At 64.7% G+C, this 26432-nt stretch carries 18 protein-coding genes and 1 pseudogene; 5 read left to right on the forward strand and 14 right to left on the reverse strand.

What is annotated here, in order from left to right; genetic code table 11:
• Positions 1-109 precede the first annotated feature (109 nt).
• From QZZ02_RS01905 to QZZ02_RS01915, 3 genes are read left to right on the forward strand one after another with little or no spacing between them, the layout of a single operon-like run.
• A complete protein-coding gene (locus tag QZZ02_RS01905; RefSeq protein WP_291841879.1) occupies positions 110-568 on the forward strand; it encodes a pilus assembly protein N-terminal domain-containing protein in 459 nt (152 codons plus the stop codon).
• A gap of 45 nt (positions 569-613) precedes the next feature.
• A complete protein-coding gene (locus QZZ02_RS01910) occupies positions 614-1171 on the forward strand; it encodes a TadE/TadG family type IV pilus assembly protein (protein WP_291841880.1) in 558 nt (185 codons plus the stop codon).
• Entirely contained in the window at positions 1161-1703 is a 543-nt protein-coding gene (locus tag QZZ02_RS01915) for a TadE/TadG family type IV pilus assembly protein (RefSeq protein WP_291841881.1), read from the forward strand. The genes QZZ02_RS01910 and QZZ02_RS01915 overlap by 11 nt, the downstream gene beginning before the upstream one ends.
• Positions 1704-1706: 3 nt before the next feature.
• Here the strand turns inward: QZZ02_RS01915 and QZZ02_RS01920 are convergent, their stop codons facing one another.
• From QZZ02_RS01920 to QZZ02_RS01935, 4 genes are all read right to left on the reverse strand, one after another.
• Positions 1707-2507: an aminotransferase class IV gene (locus QZZ02_RS01920; RefSeq protein WP_291841882.1), complete on the reverse strand. Its 801-nt coding sequence runs from the start codon at positions 2505-2507 to the stop codon at positions 1707-1709.
• The gene (gene pabB, locus QZZ02_RS01925) at positions 2504-3796 is read right to left on the reverse strand and encodes an aminodeoxychorismate synthase component I (RefSeq protein WP_291841883.1); all 1293 of its coding nucleotides are present in this window, start codon (positions 3794-3796) and stop codon (positions 2504-2506) included. Before pabB ends, QZZ02_RS01920 begins: the two co-directional genes overlap by 4 nt.
• A 14-nt stretch (positions 3797-3810) precedes the next feature.
• A complete protein-coding gene (locus QZZ02_RS01930) occupies positions 3811-4581 on the reverse strand; it encodes a tyrosine-protein phosphatase (RefSeq protein WP_291841884.1) in 771 nt (256 codons plus the stop codon).
• A 697-nt stretch (positions 4582-5278) separates the two neighbouring features.
• Positions 5279-6745: an AMP nucleosidase gene (locus QZZ02_RS01935; RefSeq protein WP_291841885.1), complete on the reverse strand. Its 1467-nt coding sequence runs from the start codon at positions 6743-6745 to the stop codon at positions 5279-5281.
• Between the two features lie 167 nt (positions 6746-6912).
• Between QZZ02_RS01935 and QZZ02_RS01940 the strand changes: the two genes are divergently transcribed.
• Positions 6913-9486 (forward strand): bifunctional aspartate kinase/diaminopimelate decarboxylase, encoded by a 2574-nt coding sequence (locus QZZ02_RS01940; RefSeq protein ID WP_291841886.1) that lies wholly within the window; start codon positions 6913-6915, stop codon positions 9484-9486.
• On the opposite strand, the gene QZZ02_RS01945 is transcribed toward QZZ02_RS01940, so the two are convergent.
• The 6 genes and pseudogenes from QZZ02_RS01945 to putA all read right to left on the reverse strand — a co-directional run bounded on the left by QZZ02_RS01945 (position 9483) and on the right by putA (position 19362).
• Positions 9483-9956: a hypothetical protein gene (locus QZZ02_RS01945; RefSeq protein ID WP_291841887.1), complete on the reverse strand. Its 474-nt coding sequence runs from the start codon at positions 9954-9956 to the stop codon at positions 9483-9485. The genes QZZ02_RS01940 and QZZ02_RS01945 overlap by 4 nt on opposite strands.
• A 275-nt stretch (positions 9957-10231) precedes the next feature.
• Positions 10232-11266, reverse strand: a complete 1035-nt coding sequence (locus QZZ02_RS01950; RefSeq protein WP_291841888.1) for a ribonucleotide-diphosphate reductase subunit beta — start codon at positions 11264-11266, stop codon at positions 10232-10234.
• A gap of 197 nt (positions 11267-11463) precedes the next feature.
• Complete coding sequence (locus tag QZZ02_RS01955) at positions 11464-12921, reverse strand: amidohydrolase family protein (protein ID WP_291841889.1); 1458 nt, start codon at positions 12919-12921, stop codon at positions 11464-11466.
• Between the two features lie 71 nt (positions 12922-12992).
• Positions 12993-13820, reverse strand: a complete 828-nt coding sequence (locus tag QZZ02_RS01960) for a lipid A-modifier LpxR family protein (protein ID WP_291841890.1) — start codon at positions 13818-13820, stop codon at positions 12993-12995.
• Between the two features lie 219 nt (positions 13821-14039).
• Positions 14040-15913, reverse strand: a pseudogene (locus tag QZZ02_RS01965) (ribonucleoside-diphosphate reductase subunit alpha).
• Between the two features lie 323 nt (positions 15914-16236).
• A complete protein-coding gene (gene putA, locus QZZ02_RS01970) occupies positions 16237-19362 on the reverse strand; it encodes a bifunctional proline dehydrogenase/L-glutamate gamma-semialdehyde dehydrogenase PutA (protein WP_291841892.1) in 3126 nt (1041 codons plus the stop codon).
• 493 nt (positions 19363-19855) lie between these two features.
• On the opposite strand from putA, the gene QZZ02_RS01975 reads away from it, so the two are divergent.
• Positions 19856-20923 (forward strand): glycosyltransferase family 1 protein, encoded by a 1068-nt coding sequence (locus tag QZZ02_RS01975; protein WP_366511483.1) that lies wholly within the window; start codon positions 19856-19858, stop codon positions 20921-20923.
• Positions 20924-21041: 118 nt separating this feature from the next.
• Here QZZ02_RS01975 and QZZ02_RS01980 read toward each other — a convergent pair whose 3' ends face one another.
• From QZZ02_RS01980 to phnC, 4 genes are all read right to left on the reverse strand, one after another.
• Positions 21042-22097, reverse strand: coding sequence for a substrate-binding domain-containing protein (locus QZZ02_RS01980; RefSeq protein WP_291841894.1), 1056 nt, complete (start codon positions 22095-22097; stop codon positions 21042-21044).
• Between the two features lie 57 nt (positions 22098-22154).
• Positions 22155-23354: a porin gene (locus tag QZZ02_RS01985; RefSeq protein WP_291841895.1), complete on the reverse strand. Its 1200-nt coding sequence runs from the start codon at positions 23352-23354 to the stop codon at positions 22155-22157.
• Positions 23355-23593: 239 nt separating this feature from the next.
• A complete protein-coding gene (phnE, locus tag QZZ02_RS01990; RefSeq protein WP_291841896.1) occupies positions 23594-25633 on the reverse strand; it encodes a phosphonate ABC transporter, permease protein PhnE in 2040 nt (679 codons plus the stop codon).
• Positions 25633-26427, reverse strand: coding sequence for a phosphonate ABC transporter ATP-binding protein (phnC, locus tag QZZ02_RS01995; protein WP_291841898.1), 795 nt, complete (start codon positions 26425-26427; stop codon positions 25633-25635). The genes phnE and phnC overlap by 1 nt, the downstream gene beginning before the upstream one ends.
• Between the last annotated feature and the right edge of the window lie 5 nt (positions 26428-26432).

The following is a 26432-nucleotide window of genomic DNA, read 5'->3' on the forward strand; positions in this document are numbered from 1 at the left end:
CACCTCCCTCCACCAAAGCATTCAAATAAATACAGCCCCGTTTAGAAAAGATTCAGACGCGCGCGCGAGGATGGGCTCCAGATTCACACAGCGGCACGGAGCGCCTGCGATGTTCAACCGGATTGCGACAGCCTTCACCCTGGCGATTGTCTGCGTCGCCCCTGCTGCGGCCCACGACCTGGCCGTCCCGGTCGAGCACGCCGAAGTCATTCGCCTGCCCGCCGAGGCCTCCGCCATCGTGGTCGGCAATCCGTCGATCGCCGATGCCCTTGTCCATGACGGCCGCACGCTCGTCGTCACGGGCCGCCTGCAGGGCCGCACCAATGTGATCGCCATCGATCGCGTCGGCCGCATCATCTATGAGCGCGACATTGTCGTGTCCAATCCCGTCGCCGGCCAGGTTGCCCTGTTCCGCGGCCCGAACCAGTCGACCCTGTCCTGCGGCGCCGTCTGTGACGAGATCCCGCGCGTCGGCAGCGACACCGCCCGCGCCGAAGCCCTGACCGACCAGCAGCGTGGCCGCCTGTCGACCGCCGACATGGCGATGTCCGGCGACAATCCCCAGTAGCAAGGACCGGCCCGCTTGCGAGCAGGCCTCACAAGGGGACACCAGATGACCACCGCGTCGACCACCGCCTCACGAACCGGGACGACCTCCCGTCTCGCCCGCTTCTGCCGCGCCCGCTCCGGCGCCACGGCGGTCGAGTTTGCGATGATCGGGGCGCCCTTCTTCCTCCTGCTGTTTGCGATGATCGAAATCGCCGCGGTCTTTTTCACCGGCACGGTGCTGGAAAACGCGGTGCTGGAAGCCGCGCGCAAGATCCGCACGGGTGAGGCCCAGACCGGCGGCATGTCGCAGGCCGGCTTCCGCCAGGAAGTCTGCGACCTGATCTCCGCCGTCGCCGATTGCGACAATCTGGAGATCGACGTCCAGGTGTTCGAGGATTTCGACGGGGTCGACCAGTCCAGCCCGGTCGACGGCAATGGCGCCATGGACACGTCGAATTTTGGCTGGGAACCCGGTGATGCCGGCGACATCGTCCTGGTCCGCGTCTTTTATCGCTGGTCTCTGATGACGCCGAATTTCGGCGGCGCCCTGTCCAACATGGAAAACAACCAGCGCCTGATCACGGCCGCGACCGTATTCCGGAACGAGCCCTATGATGATTAAGCCGCTCATCCGGAAACTCGGACGCTTTCTCGATGATTGCCGCGGCGTGTCTGCGGTCGAATTCGCGCTGATCGCGCCCTTCATGATCCTGCTCTATCTCGGCTCGGTCGAGATCAGCCTGGCCCTGTCCATCGACCGCAAGATCACCTCGATCTCCAGCGCCCTGGCCGACCTGGTGGCCCAGGATGATGTGATCACCGATGACGAGATGACCGACATTCTCAATGCCGGCGCAGTTATCGTCGCGCCCTTCGACCCGACGCCGCTGGAAATCCGCATCACATCGGTGCTGATGGACGGCAGCAATAATGTCGAAGTGCAATGGTCCGACGCGATCGGCATGGCGCCCTATTCCGAGGGCAGCACCATCACAATCCCGTCCGGTGTTCTCGAACGCAATCGTTCGGTGATCATGGTCGAGGTCGACTATCAGTACGACACGATGTTCGGCGAACTCGGTGTCAGCCAGTTCAATATTTCCGAGATCTTCTATCTGCGCCCGCGTCGCTCGATCGTGGTCTCGCGGGGCTAGCCGCTAGCCGAAAAGCGCCCTGATCCGCGCCGGCAGCTCGCCGGAGCCAAGCGACCGGCCATCCAGCGAGGTCACCGGGACGGCACCGAAAGCGGCATTGGTGACAAAGACCGCCTCGGCGCCCTCCAGCACATCCAGTCCGAAGGCGCCGGCCTCCACCGGCATCGAGTCGAGGATCTCCGCGCGAACCGTGCCGGCCAGCACGCCGCAGGCGGTTGCCGGCGTGTAGACGTCGCCCGCGATCAGCCAGAAGACATTGGCGCTGTCAGCCCCCGACACATTGCCACGCGTATCCAGCAGCAAGGCCATGTCGGCCCCCTGGCCACGCGCCTGCCGCCGGGCTTGGACATTGTCCATGTAGGACAGGGTCTTGTGGCGAGCCGCGACGCTGGCCGGCGAGCGGCGGATCTCACTCAGGGCCAGCGCGACCGAAGCCGGCGGCGCGGCCCGTGGCGAGGCGGTCAGCGTCAGCGAGGGGACAAGTTCCGCCGGCCGTTCCAGACCGCGCGGTCCCGGACCGGCGGTCAGGGTCAGGCGGACCATGGCCTCTTTCAGTGCATTGCGGGCGACCAATTCCTCGACCAGGCCGGCCATGCCGTCCGGATCGCGCGGACCGGGCAGGCCCAGCTCCGCCGCGCTGCGCGCCAGGCGCGCCATGTGGCGGTCAAAGCGTACCGCCTTGCCCTTGATGACATGCATGGTCTCGAACAGGCCGTCGCCCAGCAGTCCACCCCGATCAGCAAGGCCCCACCCGGTGCGGCCGGTTTCGATCCAGTCGCCATCCTTGAAGGCAATCCCGTTCATGATGTCCCCGCCCCCAGCGCCCGGCGCAGGGCCGAGACCTTGGTCAGTGTTTCCTCATATTCCGCGACCGGTTCGCTGTCGGCAACAATGCCGCCGCCCGAGCGCAGGCTGGCGCGCCAGCTGCCATCATCGCAGCGCAGGGCGGCGGTGCGGATCATGACATTCAGGTCCATATCGCCGCGATCCATATCGATCCAGCCCAGCGCGCCGCAATAGGCACCGCGCGGCTCGCCCTCGAGTTCGGAGATGATCTCCATCGCCCGCACCTTGGGCGCACCGGTGATCGAGCCGGGCGGAAAGCTGGCGGCCAGGAGGTCGAACACGTCCAGACCGTCGGCCAGTTGTCCCTCGACCACCGAGACCAGGTGATGGACATTGGCATAGGTCTCGATCTCGCACAGGACGGGCACGGTGACCGAGCCCGGCTCACAGACCCGCGACAGATCATTGCGCATCAGATCGACGATCATCAGGTTTTCCGCCCGGTCCTTGGCGCTGGCCGAGAGCTCGGCCGCAAGGGCCGCATCCTCGCGCGCATCCGCGGCCCGGCGACGTGTGCCCTTGATGGGTCGCGCCTCGACATGGCCGGCCGCAACCCGCAGGAAACGTTCCGGCGAATTGGTCAGCACGACATGATCGGGATCGAGGCAGAGATAGGCGGCGTGCGGCGCCGGCGACGCCTCGCACAGGCGGGCAAAGACCTGCCAGGGTGTCTCTGCCGGATCGAGGCGGACGTCAAAAGCCTGCGACAGGTTGACCTGGAAGACATCACCGGCGTGGACATAGTCCCGCGCCCGCCGGGCCGCTGCGAGATAGGTCTCGCGATCCCAGCGCGGTGCCCAGTCAGCCACTCTGGCTGACACTGGCGGATCGGTCCGGGCAGCCGGTATCGCGCCAAGCGTCCGGACCAGGCTCCCAACGGCCTCGCTCGAGCCCCCCCGCACCCGGATCGTCGCAGCGTCACGGTCAAACTCGGCCCAGGCCGGATAGCGGGCCAGCGCCAGTGGCGGCCAGCGCGGATCGAGATGCGGCAGGCGTTCAAAGGCGGCCGCCAGGTCATAGCCGAACAGGCCGGCCCAGACCCCGCCCGAACGTCGCGCCTCGACTGCAAGCGCATCGAACTCGACCCGCCCCTGCCCGGTCAGCACCCGGTCCGGCTGGATGAAGAGACGCGCCCGCCCCTGTCGCCCGTCATGCAGGAGGAGTGAATTCGGGGTCGCCGCAAAGGGCGCGAAGAGGTCCAGCGGATCGCGCCAGGGCAGACAGGTTTCGGAGACGGAATCGGCCATCGGGCGCGGCCGGATCAGCCGGTCAGCCAGCGCGCGCGCAAGGCGGCGCGCTCATCCTCGGAAATGCCGAGATGGGCGCGCACATAATGATCCACACCGCCCATCGTCTCGAAGGCCTGGCGCAGGTAATCGCCGTCAACGCCGAGGAAGATGCGCATCATGCCCGGCTCCATCGCCTGACCGTGATCGGCCAGCACACGCTCGCGAATGCGCGGAATGATGGCGTCGAAATCGACCGCCTGATTGGTCATCTCGTAGTCGGCGATGACGGTATCGCGATCAACGCCCAGCTCGTCGAGAATGAGGGCACAGAAGATCCCCGTCCGGTCCTTGCCGGCCGCGCAATGGACCAGGAAAGCGCTGTCGGCATCGCCCGTGGCCAGGGCCCGGTAGGCGTCGCGATAGACGTCCTGATTGCCGGCCTCCATCGGGATGCGGCGATAGGCCGAGAGCATGTAGTCGCGCACGCCTTCCGGCGTATGCGGCCCGGTGCGCAAAAAGCGCAGGTGCGGCGGCTCGCCGGCATCGCCCTTGTCGGAGGCCAGCACACGCGGCGCGATCGGGTCGGGCCAGTTGGACGGCTCGTTTGTGCGCTCGCGCGGCTTGCGCAGATCGGCCACGACCTGGATGCCCAGCCCGCCGATATGATCCCAGTCGGGAGCACTGGCACGCGAGAAATGTCCGGAGCGATAAAGCCCGTCCTTCACGCGTGCGCCATCCAGGCCTTCATAGCCGTGGAAATGCCGGAAATTGTGGACGCCTTCGAGCGGTGTGATGCGAGTCATGTATCGGAGGTACGCAATCACCTGCCCCGCGGCAAGGCTGCAGCCCGACTATTTCCGTTCACGGCTGAATGCAGCACCAACGGATCAGCATGATCACGGCGCATCCGCTTCGCCCGACCGCTCCCGCAGGCGCCCATGCTGGCTGATCGGGAAGCGCTCCCGGGAAGCCCGTTCGGCAATGCCGATACGGGTGAAGCGCAGGCTGGGGCGCGTTCACACCGCGCGGCAGGCGCCGGGGGACTTTGTCGAGCCGCACCGCAAAGACGATCGAAACACCCTCCACGCAGGCGCAAGCAATCGAGGATGGCAGGGAGGGGTATTGGTGGTCGACATGGGCAGGTCCCGTGTTGTTCCAGACGAGACTGAGCAGACTTGCGGTGGGACAGGAACCGGAAGGACGACACCGGTGAGATCAGCGCCCGGCGCAGAGGCGTCCTTGAATCGCTTGTCAGCCAGCGGGCCGTATCCGGTTCTTGAGGTCAGGCGTGCGCCAAGGCGCTGGGATTAAACGCCAAAAATCAGCCGCACCTTTCCTCCCCATGCCATGGGGAGGGGGGACGCCGGAGGCGGCATCACGGCGCTTCATTTCGGCGCTGCGCGCCGCCCCATCGTCCCGATGCTGCGCCCAGACTTCGTCTCGGCTTCGCAGGGCCACTTCCCCACGAGGTGGGGAAGAAAAGTGATGGCGACGGCTTCCCTACCGGAAGGGCGGCTCGTCAAAGCTTCGCAGCTTGCGCGAATGCAGGGCGGCCCCCTCATCGCGCTTGAGGATCTCGATGGTCTCGATCCCGGCAGCGAGGTGTTCGGAGACCGAGCGCTGGTAGAAGAGATTGGCCGCGCCCGGCAGTTTCAGCTCGCCGTGCAGCGGTTTGTCCGAGACGCAAAGCAGCGTGCCGTAAGGCACACGCAGGCGCAGGCCGTTGGCGGCGATGGTGGCTGATTCCATGTCCACCGCGATGGCGCGGGACTGGTTGATCCGCTTGGCCTGGGCGGCGTAGCGAAGCTCCCAGTTGCGGTCGGCATAGGTGGCGACCGTGCCGGTGCGCAGGCGCGATTTGAGCGTTTCGCCGCTGTCACCGGACACCGAGGCGACACCCTGTTCCAGCGCGATCTGGATTTCCGCGATCGGCGGGATCGGCACTTCCAGCGGCAAATCCTCGTCCAGCACCGCGTCATAGCGCAGATAGGCGTGGGCCAGCACATAATCGCCGAGGCGCTGCGAGTGGCGCAGGCCACCGCAATGACCGATCATCAGCCAGCATTGCGGACGCAGCACGGCGAGATGGTCGGTGATCGTCTTCGCGTTGGACGGGCCGACGCCGATATTCACCAGGGTGATGCCGCGACCGCCCGGGGCGATCAGGTGATAGGCCGGCATCTGGAAGCGGCGCCAGGGCGCACCCTCGACCACCGCATGGGCGTTCGGTGTCGAGGCATCGACCCGCACATTGCCCGCCGCCGAGAAGGCCTCGTAGTGATTGTCTTCCTTCAGCTGGCGGATGGCCCAGGCGGTGAAGGCGTCGACATAGCGGTGATAATTGGTGAAGAGGATGAATTGCTGCGTGTCTTCATAGGGCGTGCCGGTGTAGTGGCGCAGCCGCTGCAGCGAATAATCCACCCGCGGGGCTTCGAACAGGGAGAGCGGCTTGACCACGCCCTGCTGCATCACCTTGAGACCGTTCGGCAGGTCGTCATTGACCTTTGAGAGGTCGGCATAGGGAAAATGGCGGACCAGTTCGGCCGGCGAGGCCGCGTCCATGTCCAGGTCATCGGCGCCGTCGAGCACATAGGAGAAGGGAATCTCCGTCTCCGAAGGTCCGGTCTCGATGGTGATCTCGTACTGGTCGGCCAGCAGGGTGAGTTGTTCGATCAGATAATCGGCAAACAGGGTCGGATGCGTGATGGTCGAGGCATAAATGCCGGTATCGGTGAACTTGCCGAAAGCGCGACTGATCGGCGGCGGCGGGCCGTCCGGCTCATAGGTCACACGCAGCTCGGGATAGACAAACGCGCCAGACTTGCGCGCGTCATGGGATGGCGGCGGTCCGCCATCAAGGAAGGATTTCAACGCGGTCTGGAGGCGTTCAACGGACGATTGGTAGAGCGCTTCGAGCTGCTCCACCGCTTCAGCGGGTGTTCTTGCAACCTTATAGTCTTTTTTCATCGCCGCTCTCATGCCCGAATTCGCGCCCGGGATAAAGGGCAAAGCCGCTTCCCGAAAATGCAGGCTGCCAAAACGTCGTGACAATCGTAATCAGGCATTGGCCTTGCGCCGCTTAGCGGATATGCACGCCGGTTGCCCGACAAGGGCCGCGATACGGAGATTTCAACATGGAACATGCGCAAAACTGGGTCGTCCTGAAATTTGGCGGCACCAGCGTCAAATCGCTGGCAGATTGGCGCGTGATCTCCAAACGCATCGAGGCCGTGCGCGCGGAAGGCAAGCGCGTCCTTGTCGTCCACTCTGCCATTGCCACCATTTCCAACCTGCTCGACGCCCTGGTCACCCGGGCGATCAATGGCGAAGGCGAGGACGAGCTGGCTGCCATCAAGTCGCGCCACCTCGAGCTCGCCGCCGAGCTTGGCGTGAACGGCGAGGCGCTGCTGGAACCCCATTTCGAGGCCCTGACCCGGCTGCGCGCCGGACTGGCGCTGACCGGCGATGCCAGCCCGCGGCTCAAGGCCCGCATCATGGCCCAGGGCGAGCTGATGGCGACCCGGCTCGGACAGGCCTGGCTCGCCCAGGGCGGTACGGACTCCATCTGGCTCGACGCTCGCGACCATCTCGCCGCCCTGCCCGCCTCCGGCGCCCGCGGCTACCTCGCCGTTGATTGCGCGCATGACCGCGACGAGACCCTGTCGCGCCTGTGCGCTGAACTGCCACCGGTCATCGTCACACAAGGCTTCATCGCCCGCCGCGAGGATGGCGATACCGCCCTGCTCGGGCGCGGCGGATCGGACACGTCGGCGAGCTATTTCGCCGCCAAGCTGGGCGCCGACCGGCTGGAGATCTGGACCGATGTACCCGGCTTCTTCTCGGCCGATCCGCGTCTGACCGGTGCGGCCCGGCAGATCCGCTCGCTCGCCTATGCCGAAGCCCAGGAGCTCGCCTCCATGGGCGCCGGCGTGCTGCATCCGCGCGCCATCAGCCCGGTCCGCAAGGCCGGCATCGAGATGCAGGTGCTGTGCACCCACCGGCCGGACATGTCCGGCACGAAAATCTCGGAGACCCCGTCGGAAGACGCGCCGCGCCTCAAGGCGGTCTCGGTGAAACAGGGCGTGCGCCTGATTACGCTGGAGACGGACGGCATGTGGCGCGCCTCGGGCTTCCTGGCCCGTGCCTTCGAGCCCTTCTCCCGCCATGGCGTCTCGATCGACCTGGTCTCGACCTCGGAGACCTCGGTCACCGTCTCGCTGGACGATGATCCGGGTCTGACCCCGGACGTTCTGGCGGCGCTGGAGGATGATCTCGGCGAAATCGCCCGCGTCGAGATCATCGAGAATTGCGCCGCGGTCAGCCTCGTCGGTCGCGGCGTGCGCGCCCTGCTGGCCCAGTTCGGCCCGGCCATGGAGGCTTTCGCCCACTATCCGGTGCGCCTGGTCAGCCAGGCCGCCAATGATCTCAATCTCACCGTTGTGGTCGATGGCGACCAGGGCAAGCCGCTCTGCCGCCGCCTGCACGACCAGCTCATCCAGCCCCGGCCGATGGACAAGACTTTCGGCCCGTCCTGGCGCGAGATCGGCGAGAAAATGACCGGGACCGCCCCGGTTGGCTCCGGCACCTGGTGGCGGGCCAAGCGCCAGGCCCTGCTCGATCTCTGCCCGGTCGATGGCGCGCTTTATGTCTATGATCTGGAAACCGTGAAAGCCCGTGCCTCGGCCGTCGCCGGTCTCAAGGGGCTGGACCGCGGCTGGTATGCGATGAAGGCCAATGGCCATCCCGACATGATCCGCACGGCGGTTGACGCCGGGCTGGGCGTGGAATGCGTCTCCATCCATGAGGTCAAGGCGGCCCTGAAAGCTGTGCCCGACCTGCCGATGGACCGCATCCTGTTCACGCCCAATTTCGCCCCGAAGGCGGAATATGCCGAAGCGCTGGAGATGGGCGTCCATCTCACCCTCGACGGCCTGCACCCGCTGCGCGCCTGGCCGGAGATTTTCAAGGGCCGCAAGATCACGCTGCGGATCAATCCCCAGCGTCCCGAAGGCCATCACAAGCATGTCCGCACCGCCGGGCCGGAAGCCAAGTTCGGCCTGCATGCCGACGAGCTGGTCGAGGCCAAGGCGCTCGCCGCCGAGGCAGGCGCCATCATCAACGGCCTGCACGTGCATTCCGGTTCGGGCATTTCCGACCCGGATCACTGGCGCCGCGTCGGCCTCTTCCTGGTCGAGACCGCTCGCGACATGCCGGACGTCGAGATCCTCGACCTGGGCGGCGGTCTCTCGGTCGATGAAGCCTCCGGCGTGCGCCGGATCGACATGGACGCGCTCGACCAGGTCCTCACCGACCTGAAGACCGCGCACCCGAAATACCAGCTCTGGATCGAGCCGGGCCGCTACATTTCGGCCGAGAGCGGTGTGCTGCTGGCCCGCGTGACCCAGCTCAAGCAGACGCCGGATGCGCGCTTTGTCGGCATCAATACCGGCATGAACTCGCTGATCCGCCCGGCCCTCTATGGTGCCCGCCACGAGATCGTCAACCTGACGCGGCTCGACGAGGACGCCGCTTATATCGCCGATATCGTTGGCCCGATCTGCGAGACCGCCGACCGTCTCGGCGCCCAGCGCCTGATGCCGGAAACGCAGGAAGGCGATGTCATCCTGATCGGCAATGGCGGCGCTTATGGCCGCGTCATGGCATCGAGCTACAATATGCGGGAGCCGGCGGGTGAGGCGGTGATTTAGGGCGTACGCGCCTGCCAGGCTGCCAGCTTTTCGCGGGCCTTGTCCGACGCCTCGGACTCCCGGCCGGGAATGATGGAATGCTTGCGGTTGGTCTTCGGCTCGAACATCCAGGCGATCGTGGCACCGAGATAACCGAGCAGGGAGAGGCCGCCGACCGGCAGCAGGATGTAGAGCAGGAGGCCTTCCTCCAGCATCAGCCAGCCGAAGGCGAGAATGGCGAGCGAGACGGCGATGCCGATCAGATGGCCTTGCAGCGCCTTGCCGTGCGCGGCCTTCATCTCCGGATTGAGTTCGCCGCAGGCGGGACAGGGCGCGACGCCGACACCCTCCTCGACCGCCTTGCGCACCTTGGCGTCGAACTTTTCTCTGTCGTCGCCATTCACCTCGACGGAATGGAAGTAGTAATAGCCCGTGCCGCAGGCGGCACAGACTGCGTCCCGGCGAATATCCGCCTCGAATTTCAAAGCCATGCCCTGTCTCTCCCCTTGCGCACCCGGCGCTCCGCCAGGCCGAGGATCAGCCAAGGACGTGACCGATGAAATCGGTCATTTGCGGGGAAGGTCAAGCGGGAAAATTGCGCCTTGTGGACGCGCGATTTTTCCCGGCGGAAGCGCCGGATCGCGCTGATGCGCGTCCGGGAAAAATGAGTGAGGACGGTTTTGGTAAGAGGCGTGCTGCGCTCCAGACAAAAAAGCCCCCGGCAGCTGCCGAGGGCCTTTGATCGCGTCCGGGCAACGGCGAAGAATTACTCCGCCGGCTCTTCCGCCTTCTCCACTTTCATCTTGTCGAACATGCCCCACACGCCTTCATCGCCGTGCCAGTCGCCCTTGGTGGCGCCCTTGGAATATTCGGTGGCGCGGGCTTCGAAGAAGTTGGCGTGCTCGACGCCGTTGAGGATTTCCGACAGCCAGGGCAGCGGGTGTTCCTTGACGCCATAGATCTTGGGCAGGCCCAGCTGGCCGAGGCGCCAGTCGGCGATATAGCGGATATAATTCTTGATATCGTCCGGCGTCATGCCTTCGACCTCGCCGGCCTCGAAGGCCAGGTCGATGAACTTGTCTTCCAGACCGACCACGGTGCGGCAACACTCGGTGATGTCGTCCTTGACCTCCTGGGTCAGGGCACCGGTCTCCTCGGCAAAGGCGTGGAAGAGCTTGATCATGCCCTCGCAGTGCAGGCTCTCGTCCCGGATCGACCAGGTCACGATCTGGCCCATGCCCTTCATCTTGTTGAAGCGCGGGAAATTCATCAGCATCGCGAAGGAGGCAAACAGCTGCAGGCCTTCGGTGAAAGCGCCGAACATGGCCACGGTGCGCAGGATGTCGGCGTCGTTCTCGACCCCGAAACGCTGCATGTAGTCATGCTTGTCGGCCATGGCCTGGTATTCCATGAAGGCCGAGAATTCACTGTCCGGCATGCCGATCGTCTCCAGCAGGAGCGCGTAGGCGGCGATGTGGATCGTCTCCATGTTGGAGAAGGAGGCCAGCATCATCTTCACCTCGGTCGGGCGAAAGACGCGGCTGTAGCGCTCCATGTAATTGTCGTTCACCTCGACATCGGACTGGGTGAAGAAGCGGAAGATCTGGGTCAAGAGGTTGCGCTCGCCATCATTGAGCTTGGTCGCCCAGTCCTTGCAGTCCTCGCCGAGCGGGACTTCTTCCGGCATCCAGTGGACCTGCTGCTGCTTCTTCCAGAAGTCATAGGCCCAGGGATAGCGGAAGGGTTTGTAGGAATGAGACGTGGTCAGGAGGCCTGGCAGGTTCTCGGTGGCAGTGGTCATGGTCTCAGCTCTCCTGCTTGGCGCTGGCGGCCTGGATGGCGCGCGCCCGAATCAATGCGACGAACACAACATATTGTGTTCGTGGTTTCCAAATCGTCTACAGCTTGATCAGCGCGGACGAATTGCGACTGTGGAAACTGCCCGATTCTTGCCGCAAGGGGCAGACCCGGCGACATCACGTTTTCTGTCCGGGCGACTTATTCCGCCGGCCGGACCCGCAACGCCGCCTGACTGCGCAGGGCCCCGGCCCGCATGACATGGGTCAGGCTTCGGTAATGGGCAATATCCACCCGCGGATCCTCGGCCAGAACCACGAGATCCGCCATCAGCCCCGCCTGCAGCGTACCGAATTCATCGGACGCCGACATCGCTTGCGCCCCGCCCCGGGTGGACAGGGTAATGATCTCGGCCGGGTCGAGACCGGCCGCCTGCATCGCCTCCATCTCCCACAGGATGGAGGAACCATGCACGGTCAGCGGATTGCCGCTGTCGGTTGCGGTGGCGATCCGGCCACCGGCTGCATGCACGGCCATGAGATTGTCCTGCATGATGACCATCTCGGCGCTTTGACCCTCCAGCGCGGGATAGGCCCAATCGCCTGTCAACCAGTCCGGCGCTCCGTCGCTCATGCGTTCGGGATGCATCAGGCGATCCATCAGCGCCGCATCGACACAGCCATTGGGATCATCGATCGGCGCCGCCACGCCGAAGGCCACACTGGCGAGAGCCCGCGTCCAGTTGCCGCCGACGACGAGGGTCGGCGCATAGACCGCGCCGCTCCCGGTCAGAAGATCAAGGAATTCCGCATCGACCGGTTGATCCGACACGCTGTGGACCAGCATGAAGGCGCCGGCCCGCAGGGCCATCTTGGCTTCCCGCAGCGAGGTGGCGTGCACAATCATCGGCAATCCGGCTTCGCGAGCCGCCGCGCCGGTTGCCATCAGGATGGCGTCGAGCCGTTCGCGATCGTCCTCGCGCGGCGCCAGATACCAGACCTTGACTGCATCAGCACCGATCTCGACCAGGTGCGCAATATCCGCCTCGACATCGGCAACGCTCTGCATATCGAGAAAGAGCGGTTGGTCGGCTGCGCCTCCGGTCACAAAGGCCTGATTGCGTCCGGCATGGGTGATCAGGGGCCCCGCCGCACGGACGTGAACACGGTCCGCACGCGCAGTGTTGACGGATTGCTCGCCGGTCACGGTCCAGTCCGGGCCGCCAACATCGAAGACGGCAGTAATACCCGAGCACAGCCAGGCGCGGTGCCAGCGATCCGGATTGGCCCGCAGCCCGGCCACCACATCGGAATAGGCGTAGACGTCCCGCACCTCGAACGCATCCGGACGACCATCGAGCCATCCGGTCTGGGCAAAGTGGACATGGGCATCAACGAGGCCCGGGGTGATGTAGTGACCGGCCAGATCGACGCGCTCGGCCCCCTCGGGCACCGGACAGTCCAGCACCGTCCCGACACAGCCAATCCGGTCGCCTTCCACCAGGATCACCCCGTTCTCGATCGCCGCCGCACCGGTCCCGTCGATCAGGGTCGCGCCGGTCAGGGCGGACAAGGGTCCGTCGCCGGATGGTTGCGCCTGGCAGGCCGCGCCCGCGAGCGCGAGCACGCAGGCTCCCGCCAGTGTCTGGATACGTGTCATGATGATCCCCCGATCATGGTGCAGTATTGCGGTACATCAAGCCTGACATTCCGGCCGGACCGCGTCAAAGCCTACCAGCGCCAATTGACCGTGACGGCTCCGAATTCCTCGGTTTCATCGAACGAGCGCACGCCGGCGACGTGACGGTATTCGCGGCGCACATAGGCCAGCGACAGGTCGGCATCGCCCACCCGCACCGCGATCCCGGCCTGGGCATCACCGACCACTTCGCGCTGCGTCAGATACATGGCGTTCTGGAAGTCGACGCCGGCGGACGGATCATAAAGCAGGGTCCGCCGGTCGGCCCCGGCAAAGACGTACCAGGACGGGCTTTCGGCCAGGTTGTCGCTGAGATACTGCCCGATCCGAACCTCGGCACCGGCGCCCGCCGCCGAGCCGCCGGGACCGACACTGATGGCGGCCCGCGGCGTGATGCTGACATCGAGATCCTGTCCGGCACCCGCGGTCTCGAAGGCCCGCTCATAGGCGACGGCGATCGTCGCCTCGCGCTGGCCACGATCGAGGACCACCGGCGAATAGGCGTCACTGCGGACGCCGAACAGCTGGCGGGTCCGGTCCGGTCGCTGGTCGTCGAGCACCGCGACCTCGATCACACCGGCCTCGCCGAGATCGATCCGGTTGCCGCCGACCGGTGTCAGACCGGCCAGGGCATTGCCGTTGACCGGATCAGCGCTGAGTGCCAGCGCCGACAGGGCCACCCGGGCTGCGTCCGGAGACAGCGGACGGACGTCGCCGTCGGCGACGATCTGCTGGTTTATCATGCGCGAGGACGAAACCCAGGCAGACTCGGCCTCGCCGGGCTGCGTCATCACCCAGCCTGCTCCACCCAGTGCCACAAGACCGGCAGTCAAGACCTCGGCGGTGCGTCCCAAACTCATCACGCGTCTCCCCTGGCGCGACAAAGAGCAGATCAGCCAGCTTCACGCATGCTGATTCACCCCGTAGGCGAAAAGGTTAACGCTGCTTGCGGGGGCGGTCTAACGAAAGACATGCTGCATCGCAAAAGGCCCATTCCGGGCACAAAAAAGGGGCACCTTGCCGCGCCCCCCTTTTCGGCCGGTTCCCCCCTCGGTCGAACCGGCTGCCTTATGGGTCGCCTACTGGCAGGCGAGGCATTCCTCATAATCGGTCGGTGCGGCATCAGCCATGGAGACCACGGCCTCGGCCTTCTTTTCCGAACCGGCATAGGCGGCCCGCTGGATCGATTTCGAGCGGCAGTAGTAGAGCGACTTCACGCCCTTCTCCCAGGCCGTCCAGTGCAGCATGTGGAGGTCCCACTTGTTGATGTCGCCCGGCAGGAAAATGTTCAGCGATTGCGACTGGCAGATATAGGGCGTGCGGTCGGCAGCATGCTCGATCACCCAGCGCTGGTCGATCTCGAAGGCCGTGCGGAACAGCGCCTTTTCGTGCTCGTCCAGGCAATCAAGGTGCTGGACAGAGCCCTCATGCTCGAGAATGGAAGCCCAGATACCGGGCGTATTCATGCCCTTTTCTTCCAGGGCGGTTTCCAGCTGCGGGTTCTTGACCGTGGTCGAACCGGACAGGGTCTTGTGGGTGTAGACATTGGCCGGGATCGGCTCGATGCCGGCCGAGACGCCGCCACAGATGATCGAGATCGAGGCCGTCGGGGCGATCGCCAGCTTGTGCGAGAAGCGGGCCTTCACGCCGGAGGCCTCGGCATCCGGGCAGGCGCCGCGCTCTTCGGCCAGCTTCACCGAGGCAGCATCGGCCGCCGTACGGATATGCTTGAAGAGCTTGAGGTTCCAGGACTTGGCCATGGCGCTCTCGAAGGGCGCATTCATCTTCTGCAGGAAGGTGTGCATGCCCATCAGGCCGAGACCCACAGAGCGTTCCTGGATGGCCGAATAGACGGCACGGTCCATTTCCGCCGGGGCACGGTCGATGAAGTCCTGCAGCACATTGTCGAGGAAGCGGTAGATGTCCTCGATAAAGTCGGGCTCGTCCTTCCACTCCAGGTATTTCTCGGCATTGAGCGAGGACAGGCAGCACACTGCGGTGCGCTCCTTGCCGTTCTGGTCGAAACCGGTCGGCAGCATGATCTCGGCGCACAGGTTGGACTGGCGCACCTTGAGCCCCAGCTTGCGCTGGTGGGCCGGCAGGGCGCGGTTCACCGTGTCGGAATAGATGATGTAGGGCTCGCCGGTCTGCAGGCGCAGCTCGATGATCTTCTGCCACAGCTTGCGGGCATTGACCGTCTTCACCACGTCGCCGGACTTTGGCGACTTCAGTTCGAACTCGGCGTCATCGCGGACGGCTTCCATGAAGGCGTCAGAGATATTGAGACCGTGGTGCAGGTTCAGGGACTTGCGGTTGAAATCGCCTGACGGCTTGCGGATCTCGAGGAATTCCTCGATTTCCGGGTGGTGCACGTCGAGATAGACCGCTGCCGATCCGCGGCGCAGCGAGCCTTGCGAAATCGCCAGGGTCAGGCTGTCCATCACGCGGATAAAGGGAATGATGCCGGAGGTCTGGCCGATCTCGCCGATCTTCTCGCCGATCGAACGGACATCACCCCAATAAGTGCCGATGCCGCCGCCATTGGAGGCCAGCCAGACATTCTCGGTCCAGGTGCCGACAATGTCGTCGAGACTGTCACCGACGGAGTTCAGGAAGCAGGAAATCGGCAGGCCGCGATCCGCGCCGCCATTGGACAGGACCGGCGTTGCCGGCATGAACCACAGGCGCGAGATATAGTCATAGAGACGCTGGGCGTGCTCGGCATCGTCGGCATAGGCCGTGGCAACGCGGGCAAACATGTCCTGGTAGCTTTCGCCCGGCAGGAGATAGCGGTCTTCCAGCGTCTTCTTGCCGAACTCGGTCAGGAAGGCATCGCGCGAACGGTCAACCTTGACGCTTTCGACCACGCGCAGATGGGTCGCGCCGTCGGACTTGCCGCCAGCCGTTTTGGGTTTGCCGCGACGCGTCGTCGAGACGGTCTGCCGGACAGTATCCAGTGTTGTGTTCGCGGCTGTATCCAGTGGCGTCATGGTAAGTCTACTCCCCAAGCCCGAGGCAAAAAATTCCTGTTGCGCCAGCCCCAATGCTGCGCACCGAACAAACCCAAAGGTCGCTAGAAAATCTGTATAGTGTGCCGCTGTCGCCAGCCGACCCAACATATAGTGGATCAAAGGCGGGGCACTGGTCAACGGGGAGAATGATCCTTGAGCGGATTTTTTGGTTAACAAACGCCTAATAAGATATGCGCCCCGTCACACATCGTTAACGGGGCGCATCTCCGCGACCAACAAGGATTAACAGCCGTTAACCCTGGACCTAGTCGAGGTTCAGCAGCTCCGGGTCGCCGCCCTGGGCCGCGATGTTGATTGTCACCGTCCGCTCGCCGGCAAAACGGTGCAGATAGTGCGGCCCGCCCGCCTTGGGACCCGTGCCAGACAAGCCCTCTCCGCCGAACGGCTGGACCCCGACAACGGCCCCGACCATGTTGCGATTGACGTAGATATTGCCCGCCGGAACCAGCGACTGAATTTGCCTGTGGAAAGATGCAAGGCGCGAATGGATGCCCAGGGTCAGGCCATAGCCCTTGTCCGCGAGCTCGGCGGCAATGGCCGCCAATTCCTTGCGCTTGTATCGCACAATGTGAAGAATCGGCCCGAACACTTCCCGCTCCAGCAGGTCGAGCGAGGGCAGTTCCACAAGGGTCGGTCCGAAGAAGAAACCGCTGTCGAACCGGTCACCGACATCGATCTGCTTGATCACCTTGGCCCCGGCCTCCATGCGCTCGACATGGCGCAGCAGGATCTCGCGCGCCTCATTGTCGATCACCGGTCCGACATCGGTCGCCGGATCCGACGGGTCGCCGACCTGCAGCTCGTCCATGGCACCGGCGAGACCTTCAATGATCTCGTCTGCCGTATCTTCCGGCAGAAAAATGACGCGCAATGCGGAACAGCGCTGGCCGGCCGAACCGAAGGCGGAACTGATGGCGTCGTCAACGACCTGCTCCTTGAGCGCCGTGGTATCGACGAACATGCCGTTCAGCCCGCCGGTTTCGGCGATCAGCGGTGCGATCGCGGTCTCGCGGGCGGCGAGGGAGCGGTTGATCAGACGCGCCACTTCGGTTGAACCGGTAAAGGCCACGCCCGCCGTGCGCGGATCGGTGGTCAGCGCCGCACCGACAATCTCGCCGCGCCCCGGCAGGAGATGAAGCACGTCGGCCGGCAGGCCGGCCTTCTGGAACATTTTCACCGCCTCGAAGGCGATCAACGGGGTCTGCTCGGCCGGTTTGGCGAGCACGGTATTGCCGGCCGCCAGCGCCGCCGCGACCTGGCCGGCGAAGATCGCCAGCGGGAAATTCCACGGGCTGATGGTGACGAAGACACCGCGCCCCTTCATGCCGAGATGATTGGTTTCGCCGGCCGGTCCGGGCAGGCGCACCGCGCTGTCGAACTCACGCTCGGCCTGGGCGGCGTAATAGCGACAGAAGTCGACCGCCTCGCGCACTTCCGCGATGCCGTCCGTCAGCGTCTTGCCGGCTTCGATGGCCATGATTGCCAGCAAGCGGTCCATGTCGGCTTCCATGGCATCACCCATGGCCCGCAGGATGGCGCCGCGCGCCTTGCCGCCCCGCCGGTCCCAGCCGGGCTGCGCCGCAACCGCGCTGTCGAAGGCGGTGTTCACATCATCGACCGACGCATCGACCACCGAGCCGACCTGGCGCGCCATGTCGACCGGCGACATGACCTGGTGGGCGGCCCCGTCGACCTCATGCCCGGCCACCAGCGGCGTGGCGTTCAGCTGGTCCTCGCGATTGAAGGCCGCAAAAGCCCGCGCAACCCGTTCGCGGGCTGCGGCCTGGGACAGGTCGAGGCCAACCGAGTTGGCACGCTCCTCGCCATAGAGGTCTTTCGGCAGGGCAATCCTGGCGTGGCGGTCGATGGTGCGGGCAATTTCAAACGGGCCGCTGGCGACTTTCTCGACGGGCACCTCGGGATCGAGGAAGGAGTGCACAAATGACGTGTTGGCGCCATTCTCCAGCAGACGCCGGACGAGATAGGGCAACAGGTCCTCATGGCTGCCGACCGGGGCATAGACCCGCACCGGCGCCGCCGGATTGAGCTGGGCATCGGCGTGGTAGAGCGCCTCGCCCATGCCATGCAGGCGCTGGAACTCATAGCGCTCGACGCCGGCCTGCTGGGCCAGTTCACGGATCGCCGCCAGCGAATGGGCATTATGGGTCGCGAACTGACCGTATATGGCGTCCGGAGCCCCCAGGATGACGCGGGCGCAGACCAGATAATTGAGGTCAGTCGCCGGCTTGGTCGTCCAGACCGGAAAGTCCGGCCAGCCATTCTGGTGTGCGAACTTGATTTCGCTGTCCCAGTAGGCGCCCTTGACCAGGCGCACCATGAAACGGCGATCGGCGGCGCGGGCCAGTTCGACCAGCTGTTCGATGACCCGGCGGGTGCGCTTCTGATAGGCCTGTACGGCAAGGCCGAGGCCGTTCCAGCCGGCGAGCTCGGGTGCCCGGGCCAGCTTGTCGAGGAGTTTCAGCGACAGGACGAGCCGGTCGGCCTCCTCGGCATCGAGACAGAAGCCGATATCATAGGCCTTGGCGGCCATCGCCTGTTCGAGCACCAGCGGGTAAAGCTCCTCGAGCACCCGCTTTTCCTTCACGGCCAGGTATTTGGGATGCAGGGCGGACAGCTTGACGGAGACCCCGTGCACGCTCTCGACGGGACCCTTGCCGCGCGCCTTGCCGACCGCCTCGATCGCTTCCATGTAGCGCTTGTGATAGCGCGCCGCGTCCTTCGCAGTGCGGGCGCCCTCGCCCAGCATGTCAAACGAGCACAGCTCGCCCTCACCTTTTCTGGCGCGCTTGAGGCCTTCCTTGATCGAGCGACCGAGCACGAATTCCTCGCCCATGATGCCCATGGCGCGGAAGACGGCAGCGCGGATCACCGGCTCGCCCATTTTCTGGGTCAGCTTGCGCAGATAGGTGCCCGGGCTCTTGCGCGCTTCCGGATCGACATCAATGAGATTGCCGGTGAGCATCAGGCCAAGCGTCGAGGCATTGACCAGCCAGCTCTCGGAGCGGCCCATGTGCTCGGCCCAGGCGCCGTCGGATATCTTTTCCGCGATCAGCTTGTCGGCGGTCGCGGCATCGGGCACCCGCAGCAGGGCCTCGGCCAGGCACATGAGGGCCAGGCCCTCACGATTGGACAGGGTGAATTCCTGCAGGAAGCTGTCCATCAGCCCGCGCGCCTTGGTCGTCCTGCGCGCCGTCCGGACCAGCTCGATCGCGGCCGTGCGCACGCGCTCCTGCGCCGGATCATCAAGACCCGTCGCCGCGGCGAGGTCACGGACCGCCGCTGTTTCATCGGCGAATTTCGCCGAATCAAGATCATCCCATCGCATCATGTCACGAGCCTGGACATTCATGGCTGAAACTCCCTATTCAGCAAATGAACGGCGCGGACAATGGTCCGGCGTTTTGACAAGGGCAAGCGAAGTCTTCCGCTCATTTGTCTTCAGGTTCAGATGCCTTGAACGGTCCAAACAGGGAACGCCCTTCGACTTCGAGCCAAACATTGCGCGACGCCCCGTTCAAGCCCCGCGCGATCACAAATTTCTTGCCCGCCGGGGGCCTGCCGGAGCGGATGTCTCCCAGCGCCGCTGCGCTGCTTTTTTCCGCCGCCCGGTGGCAACCGCTTTCTTCGCTTCAAGCCGAGGCATTCACCGCTATGCTGGAGGCTGACATTGTGAGCTCGCTCGGCTACACGCCGCAGATCACAACCCGCACTGCCCGGCGCGACGCGCCCGACCGATACAGGATGCCATGACCGACGCAATCGCCCCCCCGTCCGAGGCCCCCGAATCCGAAATCGATCCCGAGATCGACAGCGATAATGGCGAGGAGCGTCCCCAGCGCATCATGCTGGTGACCGATGCCTGGGAGCCGCAGGTCAACGGCGTCGTGCGAACCCTGTCGCGCACCGTCGAGGAATGCCGCGCCATGGGGCACCAGGTCGAGGTCATCCATCCGGGGCTCGGTTACAAGACCTTCCCGCTGCCGACCTATCCCGAGATCAAGCTGGCGCTCGGCGCCCGCAAGGACATTGCCCGGCGCTTCAAGGAATTCGAGCCCGAGGCGATCCATATCGCCACGGAAGGCCCGCTCGGCATGGCGGCGCGGCGTATCTGCGTGAAGTGGAAACTCCCCTTCACGACGAGCTATCACACCAAATTCCCCGAATACATCAATGCCCGCTTCCCGCTGATCCCGCTGGCGGCCGGCTATGCCTTCATGCGCTGGTTCCACAATGCCTCGGGCCGGATCATGGTGACGACACCGTCAATGCGCGACGATCTTGCGGCCCGCGGCTTCAGGAACCTCACCGCCTGGGCGCGCGGCGTCGATATCGACATGTTCAATCCGGACAAGCGCTTCATCGGTGGCGAGGACGTCTATGCCGGCCTCGCCCGCCCGGTCTTTGTCAATGTCGGCCGGATCGCGGTCGAGAAGAATATCGAGACCTTCCTCAAGCTCGACCTGCCCGGCACCAAGGTGGTGGTCGGCGACGGACCGCAGCGCGAGGAGCTGAAGGTGAAATATCCCGACGCCGTTTTCCCGGGACCGAAATTCGGTGAGGAGCTTGCGCGCTGGTTCGCCGATGCCGACGTCTTTGTCTTCCCCAGCTGGACCGACACGTTTGGCCTGGTGAACCTGGAAGCCATGGGCTGCGGCACACCGGTCGCCGCCTTCCCGGCGCACGGCCCCAAGGACATTATCCCCGGCTCCGGCGGCGGCTTCATCAATGATGATCTGCGCCAGGCCTGCCTCGATTGTCTCGACATCGACCGCGCCGCGCCGCGCGCTCATGCCGAAAAGCATTCCTGGCGCCAGTGCGCGATCGACTTCGTCGAAAATCTCAAACCCCATCCCAAGCCGGAGCGCCGCCGCTTCTGGCGCCGCTTGCGCAAACGCAAGACGCTGTATTGAGGCGTTAGCGGGCTTGGGGACAGGTACAATTAACGCGTCTCCCCCGCGTGTCTCCCGCAACGAAAACGGGGACGGCCTCTCGGCCATCCCCGCATACATTCGCGCCTGAAGACCAGGCTTATTCCGGCGACTGGGCCATCGCCGTCAGATTGACGGCACGGTCACGGGTTGCGTCGCGATCGGAGTCCGGCAGCGGGATCAGGCCGCGATCGGTGAGATAGCCGAACTCGCCCCAGGCATCCTCGGAGGTGAACTCCTCGACGAATTCCACCAGGCCCGGAATGATCGCGGCATGCTGGTTCTTCACATAGAAGAAGAGCGAGCGTGACACCGGATAGCTGCCATCGGCAATGGCTTCGAACTCCGGCGCGACACCGTCGATATTGACGGCCGAGATGCGGTCGGAATTCTGGTCGAGGAAGGAATAGCCGAACACGCCGAACGCGGTCGGGGTGTTGACCAGGGTCTGGACAATCGCGTTGTCATTCTCGCCGGCATCGATCCAGCGGCCATCCTCGCGGATGCGGCTGGCGATCTGCTCGAACCGGTTGCGGTCGCTGCTGCGCAGCTCGTTCATGCAGGCGATCTCACGCGCGCCTTCCTGCATGGCCAGCTCGACAAAGGCGTCGCGCGTGCCCGAGGTCGGCGGCGGGCCGAACACTTCGATCCGCTGGCGCGGCAGCGACGGGTCAATATCGGACCAGCGCTCATTCGGGTTGGGGATGAAGCGGGAGCAGCTGTCATCGGCCGGCACTTCGGCCGCGAGCGCCAGCCAGATCTGCTCGCGCGAAATGTCGACGCTGGCGGCAGCACGGTCGGCCGCACCGAGCACGATGCCGTCAAAGCCGATCCGCACTTCGGTGATCTCGCGCACGCCATTGCTCTGGCAAAGTTCGTATTCCGAGCCGTGCATGCGGCGCGAGGCGTTCACGATATCGGGATGCTCGGTGCCGACGCCGGAACAGAACAGGCGCAGGCCGCCGCCCGAACCGGTCGATTCAACAACCGGGGTCGAAAAGCCCGTCTTGGCCCCGAAGCTTTCTGCAACGGCGGTCGAGAACGGGAAAACGGTGGACGAGCCGACGATGCGGATCTGGTCGCGCTGCTGCGCCTCGGCGCCACCCGCGATCGCCAGGACCGCAAGCGCGGCCGCGAGTTGAGCTTGGAGTTTCATGTCTTCAATTCCTTGCCACTAAACGATGCAGGCCCGGCATGACCGGGCCCGCGTTGATCAGAAATCCCATTGCAGTCGAACTTGTGCGCCCGACACGTCGGTGTCATTCGCGCCCGGAACCGAGAGCGTGCCATCGACGAGATTGGCCATGATGCGGAAATGGTCCTCAAGGTACCAGTTCACACCCAGGGTCAAATTGGTGAGTTCGCCGGCCGCGACGGTGTCGAGGTCGGCGCGGTCCAGACGGACGGCGACTTCCCAGGCGCCCGGCCCGCCTTCCGACACCGTCGTCGTCGGACGGGTGCGGCCGAACTTGCCGGAGCCGGCCGAATAGCTGCGCGTCTCGCCGGTCAGGAACCAGCCGAAATTGGCAAACTGGGCGTTGAAGTCCGGATTACCGGCCGGGCCGTCGACCGTCATGTTCATCCACTCGGCTTCCGCATGGAAGGGTCCGTGGATGACCGCGGCTTCGAGGCCCCAGAAGAAGGAGGTGTCAGCTTCGCCGAGCGGACGGCCCGGGCGGAAGTCGGCGGTCACGATGCGGTCGGTGATATGGGTCTGCGGACGGACGCGGACGCGGGTCCCGGCCCCGCCATAATCAAGGTGACGAACCGAAGCGCCGAGATGGACCGTGGTCCCCTCGCCGACGAAGGCACGGGTGGCCCGGGCCGAGATCGCCGAGCTGTCATCAAGCTCCAGGGTCTGGGACAGATCGCCCGGACGGCCGCCATAGATGCCGGCCGCGAGGCTGTAATTGGAACCGCTGTGCATCACCGTGACGCCGACCCGGCGATCAAGGCCGAACAGGTCGGTGCCGAGGCCGCGCTCCATGAAGGTGATGTAGCGCGAGGAGGTGATTTCCTCGGCCGAGTTGGTGGTCTTCATGTGACCGACCATCACGTCGAAATTGCCCGCATCGAACGTCAGATAGACGTCGTTGGCAGCGATTTCCTCGTTGATCCAGTCAAACTCGGCGACGTAGTCAACGCCGCGGAAGCTGCCGGTGACGCCGAGGCGGGCCGTGCGCAGCTCGCTGTCGTTAAAGCCGGTGCGGGTGCCGCCCGACGTGAAATCGATATCGCCATAGTCGAGGAAGACTCGGCCACGGAAGGTGAAGCTGTCACCGCTGTCCGGGTTCGACCAGGACGGTACGCCGTCAAATTCCCAGCCCCCCGCCTCCTGGGCAGTTGCTGTGGCGGTGGCGACAAGGGCAGCGCTGGCGGCCAAGAGGGTGCTCGCAAGAAAACGTCGGGTCACGATGGTGTTCCTGATGTTGTCAGGACACCTGTCTGATCCGTGCGCTATAGGCACAATGTGTCAAAGAGGCGTCCGTTGAGTGAAGGTTTTGCTACGACTTCGTTGTTTCGCGAATTTTCGTACCTCGACTCGATGACGGTTTTGCTACAGCCTCGTGACACCTTTGTTGCATTTCATTGCGCGCACAAAAAAGCCCGGGACGTCAGTGCCCCGGGCTTTCTTCGATTATCCTCGTAAAATCAGGTCAGTCGCTTGCGGAGCAATTGCGACATCATGTCGATCGCGCTGACGGCGATGACGATCACAATCACGATGGCCGCGGTGCGCTGGTAGTCAAACGCCCGGACGGCTTCGAACAGGATCTGTCCGATACCGCCGGCGCCGATCAGGCCCAGCACCGTCGCCGAACGCGCATTCGACTCGAACCGGTAAAGACCGAAGGAGGTCCACAGCGGTGCGACCTGGGGAATCACCGCCCAGATCACCTCGTGGATCGGCCGTGCACCGGTCGCCCGGACACCCTCGACCGGACCATGATCGATCGACTCGACCGCTTCCGAGAACAGCTTGGCGAGGACGCCGGTGGTGTGGACCGCGAGCGCCATCACCCCCGCCAGCGGGCCGAGGCCCACCGCGGCGATGAAGACGAGGGCGATGATCAGCTCGTTGATCGAGCGGAACACGTCCATCAGGCGGCGCACCGGCTGGACCAGCCAGCCCGGCGCGACGTTGCGGGCGCTGAGCAGGCCGAAGGGGATCGCCGAGATGACGGCGATGAAGGTCCCCCAGATCGCGATCTGGACGGTCACGATCATCTGCGGAATGGCTTCCTCGAAGCCGTTCGACAGGGCTTCCCAATAGGTCGCGCGGGAGGCGCTGTCGGCGATGTCATCGGGCAGGAAACCGCCAATGAACTCGCCCATATCGCCGGCGTTCTCGACCAGCAGGTAGGACCGGTCCATGTCAGCGGAGTCGAAGCTCCAGACCAGAATGACCACGACGCCAGCGGCAATCACCGCATTGGCGATGCGTTCCATCAGCGGCACCTTGGGGCCTGGTCCGCGCGGCGCGGACGCCCACAGCAGCAGGACCAGCCCGCCCACCGCGACGATCATCAGAACGCCGCCCATCACCCAGTCGACGCCGGCGGCCTCGGCATGGACCTGGCCTTCGGCCTCACTGGTGATCTGCTCGAAGGAATTGGCCTGGCTGGTCAGGCCGGAATTGCCGGCCTCGACTTCCGCCAGCCGGGCCTCAAGCTCGGCAATGCGGCTGGCCCGTTCTTCGTCCGTCAGATCAGCGTCGTGCCGCACATTGGTGAGATCGCGGACGATTTCCAGCTGCACGATCGGGTCGAGATGCGCATTCGACGCTGGCAGGAAGGTCCCGAAATAGAGCGGATCGAGCACGGCCCGCGCCTCGGCAACCTCTTCCGGCGTTCCCATGCGACCGTAATTCATGAAGAAGTATTGCAGGCGCTGCTTGGCCTCGATGTCGAGATCGGCCCGCCAGATGATCGGATCCGTGCCGATCATCGGCGAACGCCAGATCTCGCGCAGCCGGTTATACATGTCCGGGCGCGAGCGCTCGAGCAGGATCATGTTGGTGGTATTGTTGGTGCCGACATCGATCAGGCCATTGGCCACCGCGACCGCATTGGCCTCGTGATTGGCGTTGCGGACCGAGTTGTAACACTCGTTCGGATCGATCCCGCGCGGCGCGAAGATGAAGGCCGAGGGGACGAGATAGCCCGATGTCGAATTGGGATCACCCATGCCGAAATCGAGCGAGCGATCACAGACGAGTATGTCGTCCAGGGTCTGGATCGGACTCTCATTCGGTACCAGCAGCACCGAGTGATAGCCTTCCGATCCGTCCGGATAGGTCGCCTTGGCAAAGACTTCGCCACCGGCGCGACGCACCGCCTGCAGGCCGGAGAAGTTGGAGAACCAGGCGAACTGGACGCTGTCATAGCGCATGGCCTGGATCACGCCGGCATAGTCGGAAGCGTAATAGGGCTGGATGTCATAACCGGTCCAGTCCGACATGGCGTCGATGAAGGGGCGCCAGTTGGTTTCCTGGGTGGAGGAGGACTCGGTCGCGATAATGCCGAAATTGAGCACGCGGCGTTCGCCGTCTGCCGCGACGGGCGCGCCGGACAGACCGCTCGACGAGCGCGGCTCACTGGCCGATCCGGAGCAGGCGGTGAGGGTCAGGGCGGCGACCAGGAGACAGGCCTTGGCCAGGCCGCGGAAAGACTGGGTCAGCACGGTTTTCATCACGCCTCTCCCCCTTCGAAAGCGGTTTCGAATTCGGGGCCGTAGATTTCGATCAGCTTGTCACGCGACAGGCCATCGGCCGGTCCGTCATAGACGATGCGACCCTTGTTGAGAGCCACGATGCGGTCGCAGAAACGCTGGGCATAATCGACCTGGTGCAGGGTGACCACAACGGTCAGCCCGTCATCCTGGTTGAGCTCGCGCAGCGTCTCCATCACCTTGCGGGCGGAGACCGGGTCGAGCGAGGCGATCGGCTCATCGGCGAACAGGACTTCGGCGCCCTGGACCAGGGCACGGGCAATCGCGCCGCGCTGCTGCTGACCACCCGAGAGGTTGGAGGCCCGGCGCGCGGCAAAGCCCTCGACACCGACACGGGTCAGCGCGTCCATCGCCGTCTGCTTGACCGCATTCGGGAAGATCCCGAGCACGCCGCGCCAGGTTGGCAGGCGACCGAGCGCGCCAACCAGCACGTTCTGGAACAGGGACAGGCGGCCGACCAGGTTGAACTGCTGGAAGATGAAACCAAGCTTGATCCGGTTGCGTTGCACGCCGCTGGACAGTCTGCCCCGCTGCTGCATGGTGCGACCGAGTACGGAGACCGGCCCGCTGTCGCTGTCAGCAACCTGCAGGGCTGCGGCGACACGCAACAGGGTCGACTTGCCCGAACCGGACGGGCCGATGAGTGCGACCATCTCACCCGGCTTCACTTCCAGGCTGACATCGTCGAGCGCCCTGGTTTCCCCGAATGTCATCCGGAGATTTTCGGCTTGGAGCGCCAGCGCGGCGTCTGTCATTGTGT

This window comes from Maricaulis sp., from assembly GCF_015665295.1.
Classification (GTDB): Bacteria; Pseudomonadota; Alphaproteobacteria; order Caulobacterales; family Maricaulaceae; genus Maricaulis.